This window comes from Bradyrhizobium mercantei, from assembly GCF_001982635.1.
Lineage (GTDB): Bacteria > Pseudomonadota > Alphaproteobacteria > Rhizobiales > Xanthobacteraceae > Bradyrhizobium > Bradyrhizobium mercantei.
Window position 1 is genome coordinate 1,202,924 of the sequence record NZ_MKFI01000001.1, and the last position, 23,215, is coordinate 1,226,138.

The 23,215-nt window shown below is 64.5% G+C and carries 31 protein-coding genes; 13 read left to right on the forward strand and 18 right to left on the reverse strand.

The window, feature by feature from the left end:
* The first annotated feature begins 5 nt into the window (after positions 1 to 5).
* The 4 genes from flgH to BI327_RS05925 all read left to right on the forward strand — a co-directional run bounded on the left by flgH (position 6) and on the right by BI327_RS05925 (position 2,390).
* Positions 6 to 758, forward strand: coding sequence for a flagellar basal body L-ring protein FlgH (flgH, locus tag BI327_RS05910; protein WP_076858778.1), 753 nt, complete (start codon positions 6 to 8; stop codon positions 756 to 758).
* Between the two features lie 314 nt (positions 759 to 1,072).
* Positions 1,073 to 1,507, forward strand: coding sequence for a hypothetical protein (locus BI327_RS05915; protein WP_076859259.1), 435 nt, complete (start codon positions 1,073 to 1,075; stop codon positions 1,505 to 1,507).
* Positions 1,508 to 1,603: 96 nt separating this feature from the next.
* Positions 1,604 to 1,897 (forward strand): antibiotic biosynthesis monooxygenase, encoded by a 294-nt coding sequence (locus tag BI327_RS05920; RefSeq protein WP_076858779.1) that lies wholly within the window; start codon positions 1,604 to 1,606, stop codon positions 1,895 to 1,897.
* A 154-nt stretch (positions 1,898 to 2,051) separates the two neighbouring features.
* Complete coding sequence (locus BI327_RS05925) at positions 2,052 to 2,390, forward strand: hypothetical protein (RefSeq protein WP_076858780.1); 339 nt, start codon at positions 2,052 to 2,054, stop codon at positions 2,388 to 2,390.
* Positions 2,391 to 2,441: 51 nt separating this feature from the next.
* On the opposite strand, the gene BI327_RS05930 is transcribed toward BI327_RS05925, so the two are convergent.
* The 7 genes from BI327_RS05930 to BI327_RS05960 form a co-directional block, all read right to left on the reverse strand.
* On the reverse strand, positions 2,442 to 2,714 hold the full coding sequence (locus BI327_RS05930) for a hypothetical protein (protein ID WP_076858781.1): 273 nt from the start codon (positions 2,712 to 2,714) through the stop codon (positions 2,442 to 2,444).
* A gap of 104 nt (positions 2,715 to 2,818) precedes the next feature.
* Positions 2,819 to 3,778: a phosphatase PAP2 family protein gene (locus BI327_RS05935; RefSeq protein ID WP_076858782.1), complete on the reverse strand. Its 960-nt coding sequence runs from the start codon at positions 3,776 to 3,778 to the stop codon at positions 2,819 to 2,821.
* 379 nt (positions 3,779 to 4,157) lie between these two features.
* Positions 4,158 to 4,661, reverse strand: coding sequence for a GNAT family N-acetyltransferase (locus BI327_RS05940; protein ID WP_076858783.1), 504 nt, complete (start codon positions 4,659 to 4,661; stop codon positions 4,158 to 4,160).
* Positions 4,662 to 4,700: 39 nt separating this feature from the next.
* The gene (locus BI327_RS05945) at positions 4,701 to 5,132 is read right to left on the reverse strand and encodes a DUF1801 domain-containing protein (protein WP_076858784.1); all 432 of its coding nucleotides are present in this window, start codon (positions 5,130 to 5,132) and stop codon (positions 4,701 to 4,703) included.
* Between the two features lie 33 nt (positions 5,133 to 5,165).
* Positions 5,166 to 5,399, reverse strand: a complete 234-nt coding sequence (locus BI327_RS05950) for a hypothetical protein (RefSeq protein WP_076858785.1) — start codon at positions 5,397 to 5,399, stop codon at positions 5,166 to 5,168.
* A 191-nt stretch (positions 5,400 to 5,590) separates the two neighbouring features.
* Positions 5,591 to 6,022: an SRPBCC family protein gene (locus BI327_RS05955; protein ID WP_076858786.1), complete on the reverse strand. Its 432-nt coding sequence runs from the start codon at positions 6,020 to 6,022 to the stop codon at positions 5,591 to 5,593.
* Positions 6,019 to 6,342 carry an ArsR/SmtB family transcription factor gene (locus tag BI327_RS05960; RefSeq protein WP_076858787.1) on the reverse strand — a complete coding sequence of 108 codons (324 nt, stop codon included), beginning with the start codon at positions 6,340 to 6,342 and terminating at the stop codon, positions 6,019 to 6,021. Before BI327_RS05960 ends, BI327_RS05955 begins: the two co-directional genes overlap by 4 nt.
* 590 nt (positions 6,343 to 6,932) lie before the next feature.
* Between BI327_RS05960 and BI327_RS05965 the strand changes: the two genes are divergently transcribed.
* Entirely contained in the window at positions 6,933 to 7,685 is a 753-nt protein-coding gene (locus tag BI327_RS05965; protein WP_076858788.1) for a carbonic anhydrase, read from the forward strand.
* 197 nt (positions 7,686 to 7,882) lie between these two features.
* On the opposite strand, the gene BI327_RS05970 is transcribed toward BI327_RS05965, so the two are convergent.
* Together BI327_RS05970 and BI327_RS05975 are read right to left on the reverse strand one after the other, a co-directional pair.
* Positions 7,883 to 8,668, reverse strand: a complete 786-nt coding sequence (locus tag BI327_RS05970) for a 2-keto-4-pentenoate hydratase (protein ID WP_076858789.1) — start codon at positions 8,666 to 8,668, stop codon at positions 7,883 to 7,885.
* 110 nt (positions 8,669 to 8,778) lie between these two features.
* A complete protein-coding gene (locus tag BI327_RS05975; protein ID WP_076859261.1) occupies positions 8,779 to 9,807 on the reverse strand; it encodes an SDR family oxidoreductase in 1,029 nt (342 codons plus the stop codon).
* Between BI327_RS05975 and BI327_RS05980 the strand changes: the two genes are divergently transcribed.
* Positions 9,788 to 10,330: a winged helix-turn-helix transcriptional regulator gene (locus BI327_RS05980; protein ID WP_347337655.1), complete on the forward strand. Its 543-nt coding sequence runs from the start codon at positions 9,788 to 9,790 to the stop codon at positions 10,328 to 10,330. The two genes, BI327_RS05975 and BI327_RS05980, sit on opposite strands and share 20 nt — an antisense overlap.
* A gap of 30 nt (positions 10,331 to 10,360) precedes the next feature.
* On the opposite strand, the gene BI327_RS05985 is transcribed toward BI327_RS05980, so the two are convergent.
* The 3 genes from BI327_RS05985 to BI327_RS05995 all read right to left on the reverse strand — a co-directional run bounded on the left by BI327_RS05985 (position 10,361) and on the right by BI327_RS05995 (position 12,623).
* The gene (locus tag BI327_RS05985) at positions 10,361 to 11,167 is read right to left on the reverse strand and encodes a phytanoyl-CoA dioxygenase family protein (protein ID WP_076858791.1); all 807 of its coding nucleotides are present in this window, start codon (positions 11,165 to 11,167) and stop codon (positions 10,361 to 10,363) included.
* Between the two features lie 256 nt (positions 11,168 to 11,423).
* On the reverse strand, positions 11,424 to 11,789 hold the full coding sequence (gene dksA, locus BI327_RS05990) for an RNA polymerase-binding protein DksA (RefSeq protein WP_021077973.1): 366 nt from the start codon (positions 11,787 to 11,789) through the stop codon (positions 11,424 to 11,426).
* 222 nt (positions 11,790 to 12,011) lie between these two features.
* The gene (locus tag BI327_RS05995) at positions 12,012 to 12,623 is read right to left on the reverse strand and encodes an NAD(P)-dependent oxidoreductase (protein ID WP_076858792.1); all 612 of its coding nucleotides are present in this window, start codon (positions 12,621 to 12,623) and stop codon (positions 12,012 to 12,014) included.
* Positions 12,624 to 12,725: 102 nt separating this feature from the next.
* Here BI327_RS05995 and BI327_RS06000 point away from each other — a divergent pair, with 102 nt between their 5' ends.
* Positions 12,726 to 13,112, forward strand: coding sequence for a winged helix-turn-helix transcriptional regulator (locus BI327_RS06000; protein ID WP_074131694.1), 387 nt, complete (start codon positions 12,726 to 12,728; stop codon positions 13,110 to 13,112).
* Positions 13,113 to 13,152: 40 nt separating this feature from the next.
* On the opposite strand, the gene BI327_RS06005 is transcribed toward BI327_RS06000, so the two are convergent.
* The gene (locus tag BI327_RS06005; protein ID WP_076858793.1) at positions 13,153 to 13,566 is read right to left on the reverse strand and encodes a flagellar assembly protein FliX; all 414 of its coding nucleotides are present in this window, start codon (positions 13,564 to 13,566) and stop codon (positions 13,153 to 13,155) included.
* Between the two features lie 265 nt (positions 13,567 to 13,831).
* Here BI327_RS06005 and BI327_RS06010 point away from each other — a divergent pair, with 265 nt between their 5' ends.
* From BI327_RS06010 to BI327_RS06025, 4 genes are all read left to right on the forward strand, one after another.
* The gene (locus BI327_RS06010) at positions 13,832 to 14,956 is read left to right on the forward strand and encodes a flagellar basal body P-ring protein FlgI (protein WP_076858794.1); all 1,125 of its coding nucleotides are present in this window, start codon (positions 13,832 to 13,834) and stop codon (positions 14,954 to 14,956) included.
* Entirely contained in the window at positions 14,956 to 15,312 is a 357-nt protein-coding gene (gene flgJ / locus BI327_RS06015) for a flagellar assembly peptidoglycan hydrolase FlgJ (RefSeq protein WP_089025384.1), read from the forward strand. Before BI327_RS06010 ends, flgJ begins: the two co-directional genes overlap by 1 nt.
* 24 nt (positions 15,313 to 15,336) lie before the next feature.
* Positions 15,337 to 15,834, forward strand: coding sequence for a hypothetical protein (locus BI327_RS06020; protein WP_076858795.1), 498 nt, complete (start codon positions 15,337 to 15,339; stop codon positions 15,832 to 15,834).
* A gap of 160 nt (positions 15,835 to 15,994) precedes the next feature.
* On the forward strand, positions 15,995 to 16,381 hold the full coding sequence (locus tag BI327_RS06025) for a hypothetical protein (RefSeq protein WP_074131709.1): 387 nt from the start codon (positions 15,995 to 15,997) through the stop codon (positions 16,379 to 16,381).
* Positions 16,382 to 16,399: 18 nt separating this feature from the next.
* Here the strand turns inward: BI327_RS06025 and BI327_RS06030 are convergent, their stop codons facing one another.
* The 3 genes from BI327_RS06030 to BI327_RS06040 all read right to left on the reverse strand — a co-directional run bounded on the left by BI327_RS06030 (position 16,400) and on the right by BI327_RS06040 (position 18,537).
* Positions 16,400 to 16,765: a hypothetical protein gene (locus tag BI327_RS06030; RefSeq protein WP_076858796.1), complete on the reverse strand. Its 366-nt coding sequence runs from the start codon at positions 16,763 to 16,765 to the stop codon at positions 16,400 to 16,402.
* A gap of 29 nt (positions 16,766 to 16,794) precedes the next feature.
* Complete coding sequence (flaF, locus tag BI327_RS06035) at positions 16,795 to 17,160, reverse strand: flagellar biosynthesis regulator FlaF (RefSeq protein ID WP_076858797.1); 366 nt, start codon at positions 17,158 to 17,160, stop codon at positions 16,795 to 16,797.
* A 207-nt stretch (positions 17,161 to 17,367) separates the two neighbouring features.
* Entirely contained in the window at positions 17,368 to 18,537 is a 1,170-nt protein-coding gene (locus BI327_RS06040) for a flagellin N-terminal helical domain-containing protein (protein WP_076859264.1), read from the reverse strand.
* On the opposite strand from BI327_RS06040, the gene BI327_RS42210 reads away from it, so the two are divergent.
* Together BI327_RS42210 and flbT are read left to right on the forward strand one after the other, a co-directional pair.
* Positions 18,524 to 18,676, forward strand: coding sequence for a hypothetical protein (locus BI327_RS42210; RefSeq protein ID WP_210191173.1), 153 nt, complete (start codon positions 18,524 to 18,526; stop codon positions 18,674 to 18,676). The genes BI327_RS06040 and BI327_RS42210 overlap by 14 nt on opposite strands.
* A 223-nt stretch (positions 18,677 to 18,899) precedes the next feature.
* Positions 18,900 to 19,331 carry a flagellar biosynthesis repressor FlbT gene (gene flbT, locus BI327_RS06045; protein WP_076858798.1) on the forward strand — a complete coding sequence of 144 codons (432 nt, stop codon included), beginning with the start codon at positions 18,900 to 18,902 and terminating at the stop codon, positions 19,329 to 19,331.
* A gap of 72 nt (positions 19,332 to 19,403) precedes the next feature.
* Here flbT and BI327_RS06050 read toward each other — a convergent pair whose 3' ends face one another.
* Together BI327_RS06050 and flgK are read right to left on the reverse strand one after the other, a co-directional pair.
* The gene (locus tag BI327_RS06050) at positions 19,404 to 21,284 is read right to left on the reverse strand and encodes a flagellar protein (protein WP_076858799.1); all 1,881 of its coding nucleotides are present in this window, start codon (positions 21,282 to 21,284) and stop codon (positions 19,404 to 19,406) included.
* Positions 21,285 to 21,291: 7 nt separating this feature from the next.
* Positions 21,292 to 23,169, reverse strand: coding sequence for a flagellar hook-associated protein FlgK (gene flgK, locus BI327_RS06055; protein ID WP_076858800.1), 1,878 nt, complete (start codon positions 23,167 to 23,169; stop codon positions 21,292 to 21,294).
* Positions 23,170 to 23,215: the final 46 nt, after the last annotated feature.

The following is a 23,215-nucleotide window of genomic DNA, read 5'->3' on the forward strand; positions in this document are numbered from 1 at the left end:
AGTTCATGTCCCAGTACCGCATCAACCGCCTCATCCTGACCGGTGCGCTGTTCGCACTCGGAACGTTCGCCAGCGGTTGCTCGTCGATCGACCGTCTCTCCCAGATCGGCGAGCAGCCGAAGCTGACGTCGATCGACAACCCGACCACGCAGCCCGGCTACAAGCCGGTGCAGATGCCGATGCCGAAGCCCGAGGTCGCCTCCTACAGCCCGAACTCGCTGTGGCGCAGCGGCTCCCGCGCCTTCTTCAAGGACCAGCGCGCCTCGCGAGTCGGCGACATCCTGACGATTACGGTGAACTTCACCGACAAGGCCGCGATCGCCAACGAGACCCAGCGCAGCCGCACCAATACGGAAGACTCGGGGGTCACCAACTTCCTCGGCTCGCAGACCATCACGCAGCCCAACAAGATCCTGCCCGGCCGCATCCTGACCGCCGACTCGACGGCCTCGAGCGACGGCAAGGGTTCGGTGAACCGCCAGGAAGCGTTGCAGACCAACGTCGCCGCCGTCGTCACCCAGGTGCTGCCGAACGGCAATCTCGTGGTCGAGGGCAAGCAGGAGATCCGCGTCAACTTCGAAATCCGCGAGCTGATCGTGGCCGGCATCGTGCGCCCGGAGGACATCCAGAGCGACAACACCATCGACTCCTCGAAAATCGCCCAGGCCCGCATCGCCTATGGCGGCCGCGGCCAGATCACCGACGTGCAGCAGCCGCGCTACGGCCAGCAGGTTCTCGACGTCCTCTTGCCCTTCTAACGGCATGAACCGATCTTCGGAAACGGATCATGCCTGACTAAGACCCTTACGAGCTCCCACATCTCGTCGCGAACCTAGGCGCGACGCGGTGTACCAACACGGCCCTCGTCAGCTCCCCTGGCGAGGGCCGTGGCATTTTCTTCTGACCGGTCGAATGCACGCGCGCAATGAGTGCGCACCAATCCGATACGCTTTGCGCAAGTCGCGCGATCCGCTTCTCGGTTCATTAACCCTTGCAGCAGGCCGCAGTAGAAGTCCCGACGCTTGCAACGTAGGGAGACGACAACGCAGGGTTTTCTGTTTGTATGACGGTCATGCAAAGAGACGGACAATATGCGGCGTGGTTCCGGACGCCGCGGGGCGAAGGCACCGGAATAGTCCAGCTCGCAAATGGCAGGATCAGCGGCGGCGACGCCATGTTCACCTATGGCGGCACCTATCAGCTCGACGAGGACCGCTTCACGGCGGTCCTGACGACGCACCGATATGCCGACGGCCCGTTCACTACCGTGTTCGGATGCGACGAGGTCGAGGCGCAGCTGACGGGCTCCTTCAGCGGCAACCGCGCGGTGTGCATGGGGACGGCCAAGCAGGCCCCCGGCGTGGTGTTCGAGGCCACGCTGTTCCGGCAGCAACCGGAGCCGGAGCCCGCCCCCGGGCCAAAAACCAGGACGACGCGCGCGGATGTGGCGCGGCTGCCGAAACTCCCCGATCGCCGCACGCCCGTCGTGACCAGGCGTTTCAGCTAATCCGTCCGCAAAGGCGATGGCATCTGCGACCCGTCAGGCGTACGATGGCGCATGCGCTAAGCGCAGCCCGATCGATGCAGCCGGAAGGAGGAACGCATGTATGCCGCCATCCGTCACGCCAAGGCGAAGACCGGTAGCGCCGAGGAGCTCGCGCGCCGGATCAAGGAAGGCGCCATCCCGATCATCAGCGACGTCGAAGGCTTCATGGCCTATTACGTGGTCTATGCCGGCGACGACACCGTCACCGCGATCAGCGTCTTCAACAATTATGCCGGTGCCGAGGAAGCCAACCGCCGCGCGCTGACCTGGATCGACAACAATCTCGGTCCCTTGCTGGTCGGCCAGGCCACCGCAGTAGCGGGTCCGGTGATCGTGCATACGAAGGCATAGCGGCCACGCCCAGGCAGACTTCACCCGGCAGAAGCTGCCGCCTGCGCGTCGTACGCGCGTGGCGTCGCCGCGATCTCCTTGAAATCACTGCGGCACAGTATGGCACGCCATTTGCTCCGCGATTGCAGCATTGCAACGGGGACTGCGCGCGCAGATGACGTCGATCTCGGCCTTTGGATCGGTCACGGCCAGCATGACGACTGGCACGTTGAAGAAACCGCTGACCGCCGGCGCCAGCGGATCCACGCAAGCCTCCGGCGGCATCTCGCCCGACGAGACCGTCGAGCAGACGTTTCTCAAATACGCGCAGATGAGCCCGATGGACCGCATGCGCGCCAACATCCTCAAGAGCATGGGCCTGTCGGAAGAGGACCTGAAGAACATGACGCCGGGCCAGCGCGCCGCGGTCGAGCAGAAGATCAAGGAGCTGATCGAGCAGTCGTTCCAGAAGAACGCCGGCAAGGCCGGCCAGGCGGTCGACATCTCGGCATAGGCTGGCCGCGCGCCGACGCAGCCCCTCCGGATCCCATCGCCGAACCGAGCGTTAGATCGGATAACGCCATTTGAGCGCGCCTCGCACGAACACCAGAGCCACGACATCCACGAAGAACGCGAGCCAAAGCAACGCCGGAGTCGACCGAAGGCCGATGTGAATGATGCAACACGCCAATCCGATCAGAACGGCAAGCAACGCAATCCACGTCCAGAACAGCGGCGAGCGGAAGATTCCGGTTGGAGCAGCATCAAGCAATCTGGAGCCGGATGGCGTTGGGGAAAACGAGCCCAACAGAGCTTCCAAGATCGCTTCCCAGTTCATTGCCGCCCACTCTGCCTCTCACGTTTGTCGGAACCGTGGTTGGCAGGTTCAGCCTGAAAGCCGTCGCCTGCAACAAGCAGACGTAACCGCGAAGCGCCCCCGGCTCACGTCGCCGCCGGCGAAAGCTGCAACAGCAGCTTCGGTCGCGCATGCTCGGCCGGTGTGAGACGCGCACTCAGGCGGTTCACGGCATAGATCGATGCCGCCGCCACTGCCAAACCGGCCATGACATCGGCGAAGTAGTGACCGCCTCCGATAGGCGTTGCCGCCAGCATCACCGCATTCCAGATCAAGCCGACACCTCTCAGCCAACGGATCGGCCAGCAAGCCCACATGTACAGCGCTGCGGAAACGGCGTGAAAGCTCGGAAACGTCAGCAGCGGCCCCAGTTCAAACGCATCGAGCAGCCTTGTCGTTCCGTTGCGGACGAGCGGCAGTTCTCTCAAGGTGTCGTAATAGACGCTCGGATCAATGTGCGAGTAATCTGCCGGCAGGAGCCCGAGTGTCCCGTAGACACCGGTGGCCGGAACCAGGGTCGAGATGCCGGTCGTCACGATCAGGCCTGTCGTGAAAGCGAGCACCAGTTCAGCCGCGCGGCGACACTGGCCGACCATGCTGAGCAGGATCAGCACCCCGAAGAGCTGAGCCCAAATGGAGTTGTAGGTCCTTGCGAGCACGCCGATCAGAGCCGGCCGATCGTTGACGAAATCCAGATAGGCGCGGAAATCCAGGCCAAGCAACCGGTCGAAGGCGAGCAGATTGGCATCCTGCATCGGCAGGTTCGCGGACGCCGCAATGTATCCGAGCGACGCGACCAGCACGGCGATGAGGACGATCTGCGGCAGGACGGACAGCGTCGCATAGACTCGCGGATCGCTGGAGGCCGACCTCATGTTGCGATACCCGAACGCTGCGTGGAAGCCGGCCACCCCTGCGACGATGAGGTAACCGCTGGCGCGCACCCGAAAGTCGGTGAGGAGGAGCGCGCACAGGAAGACGGCCAGGATCGCGGCGATCAGGATCCAGTTCAGCTGCAACAGTCGCTTGGCGACTGCGATGTCCACGTCCTCGCCCGCAATCGCTTGAGCGTCCGCCGGCTGCGACAGTGCAGGCCGACTCAGGTCGCTGCTGCGGTGGCGGGATCGGGGGGTGCGAATCTGCCCTGCTGTCGGACAGGCCCCCTCTGGAACATGAGTGTCGGCCGGCGATGCGATCCCTGGCGGGACAACCAACTCACTGTACATTACAACTGCCATTCCAGCGGGAACCTCGACACGAGACCCGCTCATTCCACAGCCGCAGGTTTAGCAGTCACGGGTTAAGTTGCGTCGGTACGCCGGTACAACCGGCGGCAGGCCGCGCGACTTTCATGTCCAATGGTGAACGATTTGTTTCACTCTATTTCCACAAACGGGCGTTGGGTTCCCGTGCACGGAGGCCGGATTATCGAGCGAGTTCCAGCCGGTCGCTCAAGACTATGAAGACCTTGCCGTCGAAATCGTATCGCGCGACCTCGCGCATGCCGAGCCCGAGATGCGCCCTGAGCGAGCGTGGATTGTCCTCCCTGATGAAGAGGATCGCTTCGCGGCCGGGAAACGTCGCCTGAAGCTTCGCGTATAGCGCCGCGAGGACTCCGAGGCCGCGCGCGTCCGCAGCGACGCAAACCGGACCATACACATACGCATCAGGGCCGCCGGGCCACGCCTTCAGCATCGCCTGCACCGGCGCCGCCTCGTCAAATCCCCTCTCCGACGTCAGGAGCGCGCCGAGCAACCTGCCCTGCTCGTCGGTCGCGATGACGATCGATTGCCGGCTTGCGATGTGCGCCTCGATCGCCTCGCGCGGCCAATGCCCGAGCAGCATGCCGCCGCGATCGGCGGAGTTGGCCTCAAGCAATGCCGAGATCGCTTCCGCGTCCGACGCTGTGGCGAGCATGGTCTTGATCATCTGGGTTCGATCAGGTCAGCGGCCGCATGCCGGCGCGGCTCACGCCTTCTTCTTCGCGGTCGCGCGGGGACCCGCGGCCTGCTTCGCCGGCTTCTTCGCAGGTTTCCTGGATTTCGTCTGGTTGAGCTCGATCGCGGCACGTATGAGCGCCTTCAGCGCAGGGGCGTTGACCTTGTCGCCCTCGAACAGATCGATCGCGCGCCGCACATTGCCCTCGAAGCCGGTGTTGAACAGCTTGTCGGGATCGGGAAGCTGGGCGCCATACATGAAGGTCAGCTTCACCTTACCCTTGTGGGCGTTGCCGACCGCGATGATGCCGTCGCGCGACCACACCGGGCTGCCCATCCACTTCCACTCCTCGATGATCTCGGAGTCGGCGGCGAGGATGCTCTTGCGCAGGCTGGCGAGCGTGTTGCCGCGCCAGTCGGTGAGATCCTCGATCATCTGGTCGATCCGTTCAGATGCCGTCATTGCTGCCTCGCGCTCCCTGCCCTGCCTATGCAATCACGTTTGTGATGCCATCGTCGATCCCTCACGCTCGCGACGCGGCGTGAGATAGGGCAAGGCGAATAGATACAGGCCACTGAGCAGCATGGGGATCAACGGGAACAGCGCCAGCAGGCCGATCCAGACCGCCTGTTGCTGCAGGACCATGGCGACGATGTTGATGATGACCGCGACCGTGAAGACGATCGAGAGCCAGCGGTGAATTTGTCTGATCCAGTTGTTCCAGTTCATGTGACCTCCTGTTTGCGTGAGTACGATCGTCATTGTGAGCTACCCGATCGGCGCGAAGCGCCGCCGGATGACAGGCTCCGCGAAGCAATCCGTCGCTCCACACATGCGGATGCATGGATTGCTTCGTCGCTACCGCTCCTCGCAATGACGGGGATGGCTCTGCGTACGAAATTGCTGCGGTACGCAGGCCGTCACTCCGGCCGTGCCATCAGCTGATCGAGATTCTCGAGGAACTGCTTCCACCCGGCATGGGCGCCGCCATAGGCCTGCTTCTGATGCGGCTGGAAGCCGGACTGCTCGACGCGCAGATGGGTGCCGCGCGCGGTCGGCGTCAGCGTGAAGACGACCACGCTCTCGAGATTGTAGGCCGCATCCGCATGCGCGAAATTCCAGGTGTAGGACAGCGTCTTGTGCGGCTCGACGGTGAGCACCTTGCAGTCCAGCACGCCGCCCCACTCGCCGCGCAGATTGAAGCTGTGCCCGACCTCGGGCTTGAAGTCGTTCTTCATCAGCCACTCCTCCATCAGATGCGGTTGCGTCAGCGCGCGCCAGAGCTTTTCCGGGGGATGGGGAAATTCACGTTCGACGATTGCGGAGCGCGTTTCAGCGGTGGTTTTGTTCATTGGTCCATCCTTTTGAGAAGATCTTCGAGGTGGTCGAACCGGTTCTGCCAGAAGCCCGCCATCTGGCTGGTCCAGTCGATCAGCGGCGCCAGCGCGCCGAGCTGCGCGCTGTAATGGGTCTGCCTTCCTTCATGGCGATCGCGCACCAGCCCGGCCTGCTTCAGCACGCCGAGATGCTTCGACACCGCCGGCTGCGAAATGCTCGCCCGCGCCGTCAGCGCCCCGACAGTCTGCTCGCCCTCGCGGCACAAGCGCTCGAAGATGGCCCGGCGGGTCGGGTCGGCGAGGGTTCGAAACAGGATGTCGTGAGCGTCTGGCATTTGCGATCAATAACCCGTTGGTTATGGGTTTATCTATAGCCAGCCAGTTATGGATGAGTCAACCGAAAAGTTCGGCAATTCGATTTCAGCCGAGATATTTGGCTTTTCACCCAAATTCCGTCAGTTGACCCGCCCCCGGTCTCTCATAGCCCGTGGGTTATGCACCAGCACATTTTGCCCGACGTCTCAGACAAATCATGTCGCGAGAATGCGGAAGTGCGGATGTATGATTCCCAAGCCCCGCTGCACACTCACCGTCGTCCCGGCGAAGGCCGGGACCCAAAACCACGAATGCGAATTGTTGTGCGATGCTGGGGCCACAGCCCTCTTTAACAACACGACCTTGTGGTTATGGGTCCCTGCTCCCGTGCGCAATTGCGCACTAGGCAGGGACGCAGATCGGGATACAGGCCGCGCCACACATTCGGTGTCATCCTGGCGAAAGCCAGGACGACATGTGGAGAAGGTCGCGATCAATCTCGACGCAATCGGACTGTCAGCGCGAGCGCATGAATACCTGTCGTTGCGAAGGCACGGCGCTTGACCTACAAATATTGCGCGGACGCGGTCCCTGTTCACGGAGAACCTTGATGTGCCAGCTCTGCGACGCCACTCCTCCCAGCCAAACCTCCCGGCGCCATTTCCTCGCTGCCGCGGTGTGCACCGCCGCCAGCCTCGCCGTCGCGCCGCTGGTGTCCGCCAAAGAGACCAAGCCGCCGCCGAAGCCGCAGAACGTGCTGCCGCCGGACGCCGCGCTCGACCGGCTGGTGAAGGGCAATCTCCGTTACGTCGAGGGCGTTTCGCGACGGCATGATTTCAAGCACGAGCGCGAGGCGCTGGCCGGCGGACAGAATCCGTTCGCCGGCATTTTGAGTTGCGCGGACTCCCGCATCGCACCGGAATACGCGTTCGACACCGGCCGCGGCGATCTGTTCGTCTGCCGCGTCGCCGGCAATTTCGCCAGCGACGAGATGGTCGCGAGCCTCGAATATGCGCAGTCCGTGCTCAACGTGCCGCTGTTCATGGTGCTCGGCCATGACAGTTGCGGTGCGGTCGACGCCGCGATCAAGTCGCTGAAGGACAACACCACCCTGCCCGGCCATCTGCCCTCGCTGGTCACTGCGCTCGCGCCGGCGGTGAAGGCGACCGAGGGCAAGCCGGGCGACCGGCTCGCCAACGCCATCAGGCAAAACGTCATCGACAACGTCGCGAAGCTGAAATCCGCAACGCCGATCCTCAGCGCCGCGGTCGATCAGGGCAAGCTCAGGGTCGTCGGCGCGGTCTATCGGCTGGCCGATGGCAAGGTCGAACTGGTCACGGACGCCAAGCGGCCGGCGATGTGAAGGTCAGGCGAACGTCAAGCCGCACAGTTGGTGTCGTCCCTGCGAAAGCAGGGACCCATACTCCGCGGCCGCTGTCGCGAACGCCGCTCGTCGTTCCGGCGACGCGCAACGATCGGCATTCGTGGTTATGGGTCCCTGCTTTCGCAGGGACGACATCTCTTATGTGGAGACGGGCTCGCGACGACGACAGAGCTCCGTTAGGTGAACGCCGCTTCCACCTTGCCGAGCCCATCGAGCTCCATCACGACCGTATCGCCCGCCTTGAGCCACACCGTCTTGACCAGGCTGCCGGTCATGACGATCTGGCCGGCATGCAGGCCACGGCCTTCGGCGGCGAGATGATTGGCGAGCCAGGCAAGCGCGTTGTGCGGATGCCCCAGCACGTCGGCACCGGTGCCGCGCCCCTCCTCCTTGCCGTTGACGATCGCTCGCCCCGCGACCTCGCGCAGATCGGGCGCGGTGATGCGCGGCACGGCTTCTCCCAGCACGCAGCCGGCGGCGAAGAAATCGTCGGCGATCAGCGTCGGCGCGCCCAGCGTCTCCCATTTGACGTAGCGGTCGTCGACGATCTCGATCGCGGGATAGTAGGCCTCGATCGCCTCCGCCACCCATTCGGCGGTGAACGGCGCTTCGCCCGGCGCAAGATTGCGTGCCAGCCGCACCGCGATCTCGCACTCGACGCCGACATGGACGAAATCGGCCGCCGGCAATTTCACGCCGCTGTCATGCACGACCTTCTCGAACACGCCGCCGCCGCAGGGATGCGGGATATTGATATATTCCTGCATCACCGCGCTGGTGCAGCCGATCTTGTAACCGACCAGGCTGCCGACCTGCTCCAGCAGCAAATCGTGCAGCGCATATTGCACGCGGTAGCCCTCGGCCTCGTCGCGCGGCACGACGTCTTTCGGAAGCGCCTTGAGCGGCGCGCGACTGCGGCGCGCTGCGGCGATCGCCTTTGCGGCCGCGAGGATCCGTTCCATCTGCGCAGCCTCCCTGTTGTTCTCGGCGGCGCGGTGGCGCCTCTCGTCTGCTCACGGCAATTCAGCACTCGCCAACGCGTCTGGCAAGCGCGCTGGACGGGGAGCAGCCCTCAGGCCTTGACCAGGCCAAGCCTGATCAGGCTCTCCGCGGTCGCGAGGATCATCTCCTCATTGCCGCGCGGGCGCCAGCCGAGCAGGCTTTGCGCCTTGGCGCTGGTCGAGCGGCGCACCTTGCCGAGCAGCGGCAGGGCGGCGCGGGCCAGCGGATTGCGCCGCGCGGCGAGCCGCATCGCCCAATCCGGCGCCTGGAACCGCGGCACACGGTGCGCCTTGCCGCCGAGTTTCCTGCGCAGCAGGCGGGCCACCTGCAGCACCGACATGGTGTCGCCGGCGACCGCCAGGAAGCGCTCGCCCTTGGCCTTGGGCGAGGTCATGGCGCGCAGATGCAGGTCGGCGACATCGCGCACGTCGACGAGGCCGAAATGGATCCGCGGCACCGCCGGCATCGCGCCATCGAGCAGCGCCTTGATGATGCCGATCGATTCCGAGAAATCGGCACCGAGCGCCGGGCCGAACACCGCGGTCGGATTGACCACGGCAAGCTCGAGCCCATTGCCCTCGCGCGCGACGAAATCCCAGGCGGCGCGCTCGGCCAGCGTCTTGGATTTCGGATAAGCCTGCACGTCGGGCCCCTGGAGATTGGTCCAGACCGTCTCGTCGAACGGCGCCGCTTGCGGCGGATGGCCATAACCGATCGCGGCAAACGACGACGTCACGACGACGCGCTTCACGCCGGCGTCGCGTGCCGCGCGCAGCACCCGCAGCGTGCCTTCCCGCGCCGGGACGATCAGCTCGTTCTCGTCCTCGGGCACATTGGAGCCGAGCGGCGATGCGACATGCAGCACGTAATCGCACCCGGCGGCCGCCTCGCGCCAGCCGTCGTCGCGCGTGAGGTCGGCGGTGACAAAGCCGACCTGGTCGGCCGTCCGCGCGCCGCCCTCACGCAGCATCGCGATCACATCCTTGCTGCGATCCGGATTGCGCAGCGTGGTTCGCACCGCATGCCCGTCGGCCAGCAGCTGCAGGATCGTATGCACGCCGATGAAACCCGATCCGCCCGTGACCAAAACCATGCTCATGTCGCTGCCCTCTTCCTGGTTCGGCGGGTCCGGAATTGCGCCGCCCACCCTGCACAGGCCGCATCTGGTCACTATCTCTGTTCGAGCAAGTAGGATGAAAATCGAGACCGGTATGGAAAACAATACCACGGATATTTGTGGCGGCGGTGACTGCGAGAGCTGCCCCACCGACCCCGCTTTGCTGATCGACTCCAAGCAGGCGATCCATGCGCTCAGCGGCAAGTGGAAGCTCGAGATCCTGTTCACGCTGATGCATGGCGGCGTGCGGTTCGGCGCGCTGCGCCGCGCGCTCATGCCGATCACCCAGCACATGCTGAGCGCGCAGCTGCGCGAGCTCGAGCGCGACGGGCTGGTGGCGCGCAAGGTGCTCGCCGAGAAGCCGCTGCAGGTCGAATACGAGCTGACGGATTCGGCCTGGGGCCTGACGCCGGCTTTCCGCGAATTGCTCGTATGGTCGAAGACCTACGGCCCGCGCCGCAGCGCGCAGGCAAGCGAGACGGCACTCGGAGCCGAACTGGCTTGACTGCCGTCTCGCCTTCAGAGCGGCATGCGATCAACCCATACCAAGCGCCATCCGGATCGCGATCTCGACCGGCGAATAGGCGGCATCGTCACGCTGGAGCCGGTACGGCTCACCGGCGCCGAGCGCAGGCTGGGCCATGAAGCGCGGCGTCTTTCCCCGATGCATCTGCGCGGCGTGCACCAGCAGCGGATGGCACAGATAGACCGTGCCCGCCTCGCCGGTTGCCAGCGCGATCTCGCAATCGGCCCCCATCTGCTCGAGGTTCATGCGTGCGCGTCCCGCCTCGCCCGCCGGCGCGAGGTATCGCGCCATCGGCAGATGCGACCCGACCCGGATCCGGGTCGGCGCATCGTGCTCGCCGACGTCGGAGAACAGGAACAGCATCAACAGCGCGCGGCCGCGCGAGTTGACGTTCACCCGCCAGGCGGAGAAGTCGCTCCGCTCGTTCGGGTCGCAATCATCGCCGGGGAAGCTGACATCGACATGCCAGCCGGCATCACCGGGATCGTCCGGATGCGGAAACCGCACCGGGAAGGTCCCGATGTTGTCGCGCGGGCGCCAGCGGCCCGGACCTGCGATCTGGTCGAACGCCCGGTGCAGCACCGGCGTGTTGATCGCCTCCCGGAACGGCGTGCCGCCATAGCCGGGCAGCCGCACCACCGGGCGCGTCCAGGTCGAGGGGGCGTGCTCGCGGCATGGCAAGTCACGCCACATGATGGCGCGCCCGGCATCGGCGAGTTCGCGGGGAAAGGCGTTGTCGATTCGGACAAAGCCCTGCGCAATGAATTGCGCGATCTGCGCGTCGCTGAGCGCACGCGCGTCGTCTCGATCGTTCATGATTGTCTCTCAAACTGTCGCCAGTCATCGATGGTCCGCGCTGCGCGGAACCTGACCGGCCCATTCGGTTCACTGGAACCCGACAAGCGGAGCTTGCCGGGGGTGATCAGCGCTTCCGCGCGGAAGCGTGTTTCCTGCCCGGAAACGAGATCAGCCCAGGAAGAACACCGAGGCGATGTTGAGAGTGCGTGTCATCATGGCGGCGCGAACCTACAACCGGTGCGCGCCGGAATCAATTTGCAGTGGCCCGCCGCCACTACTCGTCGCGATAGACCTTCTCGCGCTTCTCGTGGCGTTCCTGCGCCTCCACCGACAGCGTCGCGATCGGGCGGGCTTCGAGCCGCTTCAGCGAGATCGGGTCACCGGTCTCTTCGCAATAGCCGTAGGTGTTGTCTTCGATGCGCTGGAGCGCCGCGTCGATCTTCGAGATCAGCTTGCGCTGACGGTCGCGGGCACGAAGCTCGATCGCGCGGTCGGTTTCCGAGGAAGCTCGGTCCGCGAGGTCGGGGTGATTGACGTTTTCTTCCTGCAACGTCTGCAGCGTGACCTTCGATTCGCGGAGGATCTCATCCTTCCAGGCCAGCAGCTTGGCGCGGAAATAATCGCGCTGCCGCTCATTCATGAAAGGCTCTTTTTCAGTCGGCCGGTAGTTCTTCAGCTTTTCCAAAGGCAGCCATGTCCCTGTCTGGCGGAGGGAACAAAACCCCTCCGCGCGGCGCCTTATATAGCCACGTCATGTGACAGACAATATCTGCCACCACGAAAGGCGGGCCGCCCCCAAGGCCTTGCACAGGCAAACTTATCCGCCCTGCTTGGGGGCCGCCTCAGCCCTGCTCCCGCCCCCTCAATAGCCGACCGTGAAGCGCTGGCGGATATGGGCCGGGCGCTCGATTTCGTCGGCGAGTGCAACTGCGAAATCCTCGAACGAGATCGAGCTTTTGCCGTCGGCGGCGGTCAGAAGCTGGTCGGTCCCGAGCCGGAACTTGCCGGTCCGCTCGCCCGCCACGAACAGCGCCGAGGGCGACAAAAAGGTCCAGTTCAGGTCGTTCTCGCGGCGCAGCATGTCGAGGAATTCGGCCCCTTTCGTTGCCTCGGCCTTGTACTGGGCCGGGAAGTTCGGCGTGGTCACCAGGCGGACGCCGGGGGCCACGTCGAGGCTGCCGGCACCGCCGACGACCAGGTAACGGCCGACCCCGGAGGCCTTGGCGGCCCCGATCAGCTTGAGGGGGTCGCTGACCGAGAAATGGACGGAACTGATCGCGGCGTCGTGGCCGGCCCACAGCGCGGCCAGGCCCGCCTGGTCGTTGACGTCCCCCTTGGTGGCGGTGACACCCGGCAGGGTCGCGATCTTCTCAGGGTTGCGGGCGATGGCGGTGACGGCGTGGCCGCGGCGGGCCAGTTCCGCGGTGAGGCGCGAGCCGGCCTGGCCGGACGCGCCGGCGATGGCGATCTTCATCAAAGTCTCCGATTGATAGTTTCCAATGGTGACTAGATAGCGAAATGGATGTAGGTGTGAAGAAGGCACTCTTGTCTCACCTGATTACGCCGGAGTAACCCGATGAAAGCCGCCAGCCTGAAGCCGGACGCCTACGCCGCCAATTGCCCGACGCGCCAGATCCTCGACCGGGTCGGCGACAAATGGGCGGTGCTGATCCTGCTGCTGCTGCGCAGCGAGCCGATGCGCTTCAACCAGCTGCGCCGCGCCATCGAAGGCATCTCGCAGAAGATGCTGTCACAGGTGTTGAAGAGCCTGGAGCGCGACGGGCTGCTGCGCCGCCGCGCGATCGCAACCGTGCCGGTCACGGTGGAATATTCGATCACGCCGCTCGGATCGACGCTCGCCGAAGCGGTCGATCCGCTGCGCGACTGGGCCGAGCAGAATCTGAAGGAGGTGCTGGCTGCACAACGCCGATACGACGCGCAGCGCAAGGCGCTGGCGGCCTGAGGCACTGGCGGCGTGACAGAGATGACTTGATCGAGAGAGCCTAGTATTGCCCGGCCTTGGCGAGCTCGACCTCGACGCGCAGCTCGATCTCGCTCAGCACGGCATCGAGGCCGGGATCGCCGGAGGATTCCTTCAGGCTCGCGGCGGCGTCACGCAGCCGGTTCACCGTGGAGGAATCGAAATTGCCGGACAGCAGTCCGAGCTTGAGCGCGTCGAGCACGTCGAGTGCGCCCTTGCCGCGCGCCACCGAGCGCTTGCGGCGTTCGGTCGGGTCTTCGACGCCCTGCAGCGCGAGCAGCGCATCGAGGCTGGCGGCGGCCTTTGGCGCCGCGGTGGAGCGGACCTCCTCCTGCGCGGTCGTCGCGTCCGGCAGCGAGAAGCCGCTCGACGAGGTGCGCCGCGTCGAGCTGGTGGACGTGCCAAGCGTGGTGCCGTTCGGTCCGTAGATGCGCATCTGGTGATCCCGCAGGCCTGAATGGGCCGAGCATCGCCGTTTTATGGTTAACGGCGCGTAAACGACCCGGCAATTTCTGCAGCCCACACGGCAGTTTCGCGCTCCCTGGCCAACCGGAGGAAAATGTCGATCCGATAATTTCGATAAATATATCAACACATTGCGAAGCCAAGACGGAGTGGCACGCAGCTCGCATGGTTAATGGCGGATCGCCGTCATGGGAGTGTCGCGTGATCCGCGAGTTCAGTTCGAGGGGAGCTTCGGGATGCCCGGCATCCGCATCGCAAATCTATTCGCAGTGGCCTGCGCCGCGCTGCTGGCGCTGGCGGCCTCCGTCATGCCGGCCGCCGCGACGTCGCGGATCAAGGACCTCGCCAATATCGAGGGCGTGCGCCAGAACCAGTTGATCGGCTACGGCCTCGTCGTCGGCCTCAACGGCACCGGCGACACGCTGAACAACATCCCCTTCACCAAGCAATCACTGCAAGCGATGCTCGAGCGCATGGGCGTCAACATCCGCGGCGCCACCATCCGCACCGGCAACGTCGCCGCCGTGATGGTCACCGGCAACCTGCCGCCGTTCGGCACCCAGGGCACGCGGATGGACGTCACCGTCTCCGCGCTCGGCGACGCCAAGAACCTGCAGGGCGGCACCCTGCTCGTCACCCCCCTGCTCGGCGCGGATGGCAATGTCTACGCGGTGGCACAGGGATCCGTGGCGGTCGCCGGCTTCGCGGCCGAAGGCGCCGCCGCCAGCGTCGTGCGCGGCGTGCCGACGGTCGGACGGATCGCCAACGGCGCCATCATCGAGCGCGAGATCGAATTCGCACTCAACCGCCTGCCCAATGTGCGGCTCGCGCTGCGCAACGCCGACTTCACGACAGCAAAGCGGATCGCCGCCGCGGTCAACGACTATCTCGGCGTCAAGACCGCCGAACCGATCGATCCGTCCACGGTGCAACTCTCGATCCCGCCGGAGTTCAAAGGCAACGTCGTTGCCTTCCTGACCGAGATCGAGCAGTTGCAGGTCGAGCCCGACCTTACCGCGAAGATCGTGATCGACGAGCGCTCCGGCATCATCGTGATGGGCCGCGATGTTCGCGTCGCCACCGTCGCGGTGGCGCAGGGCAACCTCACCGTCACGATCTCGGAGAGCCCGCAGGTCAGCCAGCCCAATCCGCTGTCGCGCGGCCGAACGGTCGTGACACCGCGCACCAGCGTCGGCGTCAGCGAGGACGGCAAGAAATTCGCGCTCGTCAGAAACGGCGTCTCGCTGCAGCAACTCGTCGACGGCCTCAACGGCCTCGGCATCGGACCGCGCGACCTGATCAGCATCCTGCAGGCGATCAAGGCCGCCGGCGGGATCGAAGCCGACATCGAGGTGATGTGATGGCGAGCCTGATCAACAGCACCACCGGCAGCATGCCGAACAAGGCGCTGATGCCGATGTTCAACGGCCGCCCCGATCCCGTGCTGCAGGACGCGATGAAGAAGGTCACGCCGCAGCAGATTACCAAGGCGAAGGCGACCGCGACCGATTTCGAATCGATGTTCCTCAACTCGATGTTCTCGCAGATGACGACCGGCCTGAAGGGCGACGGCCCCTACGGCGACACGGTCGGCACCGGCCCATGGCGCTCGATGCTGACCGACGAGTATTCGAAGAACTTCGCCAAATCCGGCGGTGTCGGCATTTCCAACGAAGTGTTCCGCTCGCTGATCCTGCAGCAGGCGAACAAGAGCTAATTCCGTTTCCCAAGGAGCAGCGCGATGAACCAGCGTCCACAGCAGCCGCGGCCCGCCGCCCCCGCCGCGCGGCCCGCGACGAAAACGCCTCCCGACGTCGCCCGTCTCGCCAACGAGCTGACCGAAGTGATGAGCGCGCTGCTCGCCGTCGTCGAGCAGGAAACCGAGTTCGTCCGCGCCGGCAAGATCCGCGAGGGCATGCGGCTCGAGGCGCAGAAGTCGGACCTGTCGCGGCGCTACATGCTCGCGGTGGAGCATCTGAAATCGATGCAGAAGATGCTGTCGCAGACCGAGCCCGAACTGCTCGCGACGCTGCGGCGTCATCACGAGACGTTTCGCGCCATGCTGCAGGTCAACCTGACCGTGCTTGCGACCGCGCACGCGGTCTCCGAAGGCATCGTGCGCGGCGTCAATGCCGAAGTGCAGCGCCGCAACATCCCGAACACCTATACCGCGAACGGACAGCGCGCCACGCCGGGCCCGCGCAACATGACGCCGATCGCCGTCAGCCGCACGCTCTGACGCACACGCCGACAATTTAGCTCAATTCGACACGTGCCGGTCAGCCCGGCATTCAGCGTGTTCCCTAACAGCCTATTGAGAGGTTCCCCGTAGAGTTGCGGATCGTGAGGGGTTGGGATTTGACTCAAGCGAACTAGTGCCTGTGCACTACGAGGCTGCCATGAGTACAGATTTCAACATCAAGCCGGTGGGGGCACCGGTTGCAGCGCCGATGATCACTCCTGTGAGCGATACGGCGCAGAAGGCGGTGAAGACCGAATTGCCCGCGAGCCAGAGCGTCACCGCTCCGGAGCCGAGCGTGCGCGTCACGATCGATCCGAACGCCGTCAACGCGTCGATTTCAAATCAGGCTCCCTCGGTCACCGACCAGGTCATCATCGACCGCGACGCGCGCGCCGTGGTCTATCAGGTGGTCGACAATCGCACCAACCTGGTGGTGAGGCAGTTTCCGGAAGAAGCCGTATTGCGCCGACGCGCCTATTTCCACGCGCTCGATCTCAGCAAGGACGCGCCGACGCGGGCGCGTGCCACCGACCGCCGCGCATAGACGCCGGCGAACGACCTCTCAGGTCTTCTGCGTGGCGTAGGCCTTGTCGAGATAGGTCGATCCGGTGGCCGGATCGGTGACGACATTGGCGATCAGCGCCGTCCCCTGCTGCACCAGCGAGAACTTGGTATCGCCGATCCGGAACGCGCCGTCCTTGATCAGCACGTCCTGATACTTGCTGGTGCCGTCGCTCTGGTAATGCACTTTGGCGCGGAAGCCGTCGACGTTCGACACCGAGATGTTGAACGACTTGTTGTTGGCGTATTTTCCGCTCCAGCTGCCCTCATAGAGGTTCGGATCGACGGCGACATAGGGCGTCTTTGACGGAACCGTCAGGCCGGCGGCCTTGTAGTTCGCCGACAGGATGCTCAATACATCGGCCATGCCGCGCGCTCCGTCGCGAGACTACGCGATCAGCCGCGGCCCGAGAGGCCGGCGGCGATATTGCAATTGATGTCGATCAGCGACTTCAGCTTGGCCGGGTCGGGATTCATCTGGATGTCGACGGTCTGCTTCATCACGAAGACGCCGATGTTGGCGATGTTCTGACGCACCTCGAGCGGCTGCGGATTGTCGTCGCCCTGCGCGGCACTGAGGAAAATCGACCACAGCCTCCGGTTGAACAGCAATGCGTGATCGAGCGCCCTGTCGAGACCGTTCCAGTTGGCCTGGACTTCCTGCAGTTGACGGGCTGCCTTCAGGAGCGCCTGCGCCTCGATTTCACGTGGGGACGCCGTCGTCGTGGACGTACGAGCGTAGGCCTGGGCTGCATTCGACATTAATGACCTCGATGGGATGCGGATTTCTTGAGCCGCGGAGACGCAATTCTAGCGCTCGATATTTATGCATCCGGCGCCTTTAAATATGGTTAGCAACCGTTACGAAATGCGTCGTTCTGACGGCACGGACAGATACCGTAATATCCCGGAGACAAAGAAAAACGGCGGGGTTTCCCCCCGCCGTTCTTGATGTGCTTGCCGGCGCGCTTAGCGGAGCAGCTGCAGCACGCTCTGCTGCGACTGGTTGGCCAGCGCCAGCGCGGAGACCGCGATCGACTGGCGGGTCGACAGCGCCTGGCTGTTGGCCGCTTCCTCGTTGGTGTCGGCCAGCGTCAGGTTCGACGAACCGGTCTGCAGCACGTTGATCAGGTTCTTCGAGAAGTCCTGACGGATCTGCACGATCGAGAGGTTCGAACCCAGCGTCGAAGCTTCGCTGCGCAACGAGGAACTCGCCGAGCTCAGCGACGAGATCACGCTGTTCGCCGAGTTGTTGTCGAGGAAGTCGGTGCCGGCGGTCAGCGATTTCAGGCCGAGGCCGGAGGCGCTGAAGGTGACACCGGTGATGCTCAGCGTGGACTTGCCGGTCTCGTTGAAGGTCAGCTTCAGGCTGTCGCCGTTCAACAGGTTGATGCCGTTGAACGATGCATCCTGCGCCGTGGTCGTGATCTGCGAGATGGTGTTGTTGTACTGCTGCACCAGGGCCGCGCGCGCCGACTGCGAAGCCGAGTCGGCAACCGGAGCCGTGCCGGCCGCGCTGAACGTCGCGGTGCCGCCGCCGGTGTTGGTGAAGGTCACCGCACCGATCGTCGAGGACGCCGCGTCATTGGTCGTGGTGATGACGAGCTTGTTGGAGCTGTCGAGGCTCGCCGTCAGGTTGCTGGCCGACAGCGCCGTGTTCAGCTGCGCCAGCGAGCTGTTCGCACCGAAGGTGAAGGTGAAGGCGGGCTGACCGGCCGAAGCCGCGATCGCCAGCACGTCACCGCTCTTGATCGTGGTGCCGTCGACCAGGTTGGCCGCCGTGCCGCCAAGCGCCGCGGTGGACGTGACCTGGGACCGGGTGGTGTAGCCGGTCGGGCTCTGCAGCACCTGGTTGGCAATCGACTTCGCGCTATCGACGAGCTTCTGCAGCGAGGTGATGCCGGTGTTGGCGGCCTGCAGCACCTGCACACCGTTGCCGATGCCGTCGAGCAGGTTGTTGATGTCGCTGGCGCGGTTATCGAGCGACTGAGCGGTGAAGAAGTTGGTCGGGTTGTCGAGCGCCGTGTTGACCTTCTTGCCGGTGGCAAGGCGGTTCTGCGTGGTGGAGAGCAGATCGGCGGTGGACTGGAGGGAGAGGAGGTTCTGACGAACGGAGGACGAGAGAATGATGTCAGACATTTTCATACCTTTCTGGTGTGAAACTGAGGAAAAAACCGCGCCAATCCTTTCTGATCGGGCGGACGGCCGATCCTGCGTTCAAGCCGCGAAGGAAAAAGAAATCTCCGGCACGGCATTTGAGACAAATGCCGAAGAATAAAATTGTCGCCATTGGGCGAGGTTCGCCGCGAAAACTACTGAGAGGATTGCCGATTCCGGCCGAATGCCGGCACCTGCACCGGCGCCTCGTTCACCAAGCATTAACCATCATGGGAAAGGATCGCTGTCGCATCGGCCCCCGGACGCGACGGCGGCTGCTAAGCAATGCCGAACATGTTCCGCTAGCGACGACGTCGCGCGACTGCCGGCAAAGGAGAACGGTCATGGCCCTGAAGGTCGAACTCAAGCCGAACGAGCGCATCATCGTCGGCAACTGCGTGATCACAAACACCGATCAGCGCGCCCGCCTGCTGATCGACGGCGACCGCATCCCGATCCTGCGCGAGAAGGACATCCTGACGCCGGAGACCGCCGACACACCGGCGAAGCTGATCTATCTCGCCGTGCAGCTCATGTATCTGTCGCCGGACCCGATGGCGCACCATCCGACCTATTTCAGCCTGGTGCGCGACATCATCACCGCGATGCCGAGCGCCTGGCCGTTCATCGAAAGCGTCAACAACTTCATCCTCAACGGCGATCTTTATCACGCGCTGAAGGAATCCAAGAAGCTGATCGCGCACGAGGAGAAGCTGCTGGAAACCGCGCGCGGCCAGCAGAACGCCAATCGGGACGACTCTCGCAAGAGCGCGTAAGAGTCCCTCGCCCGAATGAAAAAGGCCTCCGCGAGGAGGCCTTTTTGCTGGCTGGAGATGGGCGGCGGGCAATCAGCTGATCGGCAGATATTTCAACAGCGTGGTCTGATACAGCATCGAGGTGGTCTGGTACGAGGCCTGCAGGCTGGTCTGCAGCGCCAGGATCTTGGTCGCGACCTCGTCCTGATTGACGCCCTCGACCGAGTCGAGCATCGTTTCCGCCATGCCCTTGAGCTGGGTCTGGCGATCGGTGGCCGCCTTGGTTGCGGTCTGCGCGCCGGCGAATTCGGCCTGCACGTCCTGGATCTGCTGCTGGCCGTTCTGCGGGGCGAGGTTCGCGCTTACGCGCTGCGCCAGCGCCGTCACCTGCCCGCTCGCATTCGGATTGCTGGCGTTCGTGGTGACAGCCGCATACACCGCGACGTTCTGCAGCAGATAGCGGAACGCCTGCTCGTTGGCGCGCGCGCCATACTGCACGGTGATCGATTGATCGACCTGCGCGACGGCCGTGCCGCGCGCCGATCCCGGGCCGTTCTCGCCGGTATACCAGTAGACCGTGTTGGCGGGCGTGCCCGCGACGAGGTTCGTCGCCGTGTCGAACGGCGGTCCCCCGACCCGGAGCGGCGCCGGGGTCGCGGTCGTGTTGTTGGCGATGCCGAGCGCACCGAGTGCGGCCGTGTTGGAACTCGAGATCGAGAGGTTCTGGCCGTCGGCGCCATGCAGGGTGATCGCACCGTTGCTGATGGTGGACGGGTTCTTGGTGCCGCTGATCTGGTCGATCTTCGCCATCAGCGTCTGCACGCTGTCGGTGATGTTGAGCTGGTTGCCGGCGGCGCCCGAGGCGACGAAGGTGATCGGAGTGCCGTTCACCGTGATGGTGTCGCCGGCGGCGAAGCTTGTCGACAGCGAGTCGGTGCCCGCCGCACCCGAAAGGGCGGTGGCGCCTGAGATCGGCGCCGGCGGGGTGTTCTGGCTATTGACGGCGGCACCCGCGACGGTCGCGACCGGATTGAAGAAGTTGCTCGACGCTGCGACCGCGGAGGCCGCGACCAGCGACGTATCGCTCAGCGTCTTGATCGACGACGTCAGCGTCGACTGGAGGTTGGCCGTCGTCGCCGTGGTATCGGCGCCGATCAGGAACGAACCGGCCGGTGGCGGGTTCGTCGTCGTCGCCGTGAGCTCGATCGAATCGGTGGTGCCGTCGGGCAGCGTGAAGTTGAACTTGATCTTGTCGCCGTCCTTCGGATTGACGGCGCCGAGGTCGACCGAGGTCGACTTCGGCGTGCCGGCCGGCTGCGTCACGGTGGCACCGGTCAGTGACGATTGCACCGACAGCAGCTTCAGGCCGAACGGCGAGCCGTCCTCGGCGACGCTGGTCACCGTCGTGGTCGCCGGCGGCGACGAGACGCTCAGCCGTCCCATCGAATTGGCGCCCTGATCGGCCTGCTTGCGCTCATTGATGAGCTGGGTCAGGCCGGCCTGGGTTGCCGTGCCCTTCAACATGGTGTCGGCGGAAACCGTGGCCGGCGTATCCATGGCGCGGCCGGAGAACAGATAGCGGTCGCCCGACTGGCTGTTCAGCATCGCGACCGCGTTGGCGAACGCCGCCTGCGCGGTGATCTGGCCCGAGGTCTGGCCGCTGTCGTTGAGCGTCAGCGTCGCGGTGGTCGAGGCGTTCTTCACCTGGGTGCCGACATCGGACAGCCCCTGCAAGGTCAGATTGGCGACGCTGAGGCGCGTGTTGAGGTTGGTCGCCGTGTCGGAGAACGCGTTGATGCTGCTGATCTGCGCACGCAGGCTGAGCGCGAAGCCGCGATCGAGCCCCTGCCCCGCATAGGTCGTCGAGACCTTGCCGGTTGCAAGCTGCGTCGTCAGGTCATTGAGCTGACTGCGCAGGTTGAGGATCGTGGTGCCGATATAGGAAGTTCTGCCGCTTACGCCGTCGATCGACATGTTACCCTCACGTGAGCTGCAGCAGCGCGTCGTACATCTGCTTGATCGACGACATCACGCGCGCATTGGCCGAATAGGCGTTCTGGAGCGAAAGCAGATGCGCCATCTCCTCGTCCATGTTGACGCCGGAGGTCGAGTCCATCTTGGTCTGCAGCGTGTTCAGCACGACGTCCTGACCGTCGGCGAGTTGCTTGGCGGCCGTCGCCGATTCGCCCTGCTGGCTGATGAACTGCTTGGCGAAGTTCAGCAGCGTGCCGGTGAACGGCGCGCCGGTGGTGCCGAGGCCGGTCTTCGGCGAATAGCTGTACGACGCGTTCGACAGCTGGTTCAAAATGAGGTTGGCGCGCGTGGTGTCGCCGGCCGGTGTCTGCGGATTGGTCGAGTACACGACCATGCGCGAGGGATCGCCGACCAGGGCGGTGTTGACGCTGATGCGCGCGGCAAGGCCGGTCGACTGCGAACCGTTGGCGGTGATTGCGCCGGTGTAGAGCCCGCCATTGTCGGTGAACAGCGGAAGCTGCGGATCGCCCGAGGTCAGCGACGACACCGTCGATGTCACCGATGCCGCGGTCACGTCGGCCTTGTTGGCAGCGCCGTCGTCAAGCACGCGCAGCGTCGATCCGGACGGATTGGAGAATTGCAGGCCGGTTCCTCCGAGCGCGCCGTTGAGCTGCGACAGCACCGAGCTCATGCCGCCGGAGAAATCCACCCCCAGCACCTCGTCGTTCGGATCGACGGTTGCGGTGTTGCTCAGCGGCAGCACGCTCGGATCGTCGACGCGAACGATCGACAGATTGTGCGTCAGCCCGGTGGTGTTGTCCTTGTAGGAGACGTGGATGGTGTTGCCGCTCTGCAATCCCGAGAGATCGAGGTCGAAGCCGGACTGCGCCCCCGCCGTCGCGGCGGTGCCCGCGGTGGTCTTGTCTGACAGCGCGCTCGACATTGCGGCGGCGAACTGATCGAGCTGGGTCTGGGCCTGCGTCAGCGTGTTGTCACGCAGTTCGAGATAGGCAGCGATCTTGCCTGATCGGATCGAGTTGGTCGACACCATGTCGTAGGTGCCGCCGTGCGGGAAATTGATGGTGATGGTGCCGACGGTACTCTTGGTCGGGTCGGTATTGTACTGCGTGTTGGGCGTCATCGTGCCCTGGGCGTTGAAGCTGAGCGTCGCCGCTTCGGTGCCGACCAGTTGGACGCCGGAATTGGTGAACACGGTCACCTGGTTCTGGCTGTTGGTGACGGTGCGGATGTCCATCAACTGCGAAAGCTGGGTGACGTAACGATCGCGCTGATCGAGCAATGCCGCGGTCGAGGCGTCGGTCGTGCCGCCATTGGCCTGGAGCTGCACATTGAGGCGCGCGATCTGCTGCATCGCATTGTTGGCGGTGTTGACGGAGTCGCTGATGCCGGCCTCGGCATTGGCGCGCAGGGTCTGGATCCCCTGCGAGGTCGCGTTGAGCTGCTGCGCCATCGATTGCGCGGCATTGACGACGCCGATGCGCGCGGACTGCGAATCCGGGCTGGTCGACAGCCCCTGCAGCGCGGTCAGGAACTTGTTGTAGGCGTCCTCGATCGTGCCGGTGGAGTCGGGATTGCCGTAAACGCCCTGGAGGTTGGCCAGGAATTGCGAGCGGACGTCGGCGTAGGACGCGCCCGACGTCTCGGTGCGAAGTTGGGTCTGCAGGAATTCGTCGAGCTGGCGGTTGACGCCGGTGATGAGAACGCTCGACCCGAACTGGCCGGTGGTACCGGTATCCTGGTTCAGCGTCTTCCTGACGTAGCCGGGCGTCTCCGCGTTGGCGACGTTCGACGACACGAGCGAGAGCGAGGCCTGCGTGGCGCGCAGGCCCGACATCGCGGTGGAAAGGGCTTGGCTCAAACCCATGCTATGTACTCGCCTTTACTGCTTCACGCCTGCATCGTCGATGCGA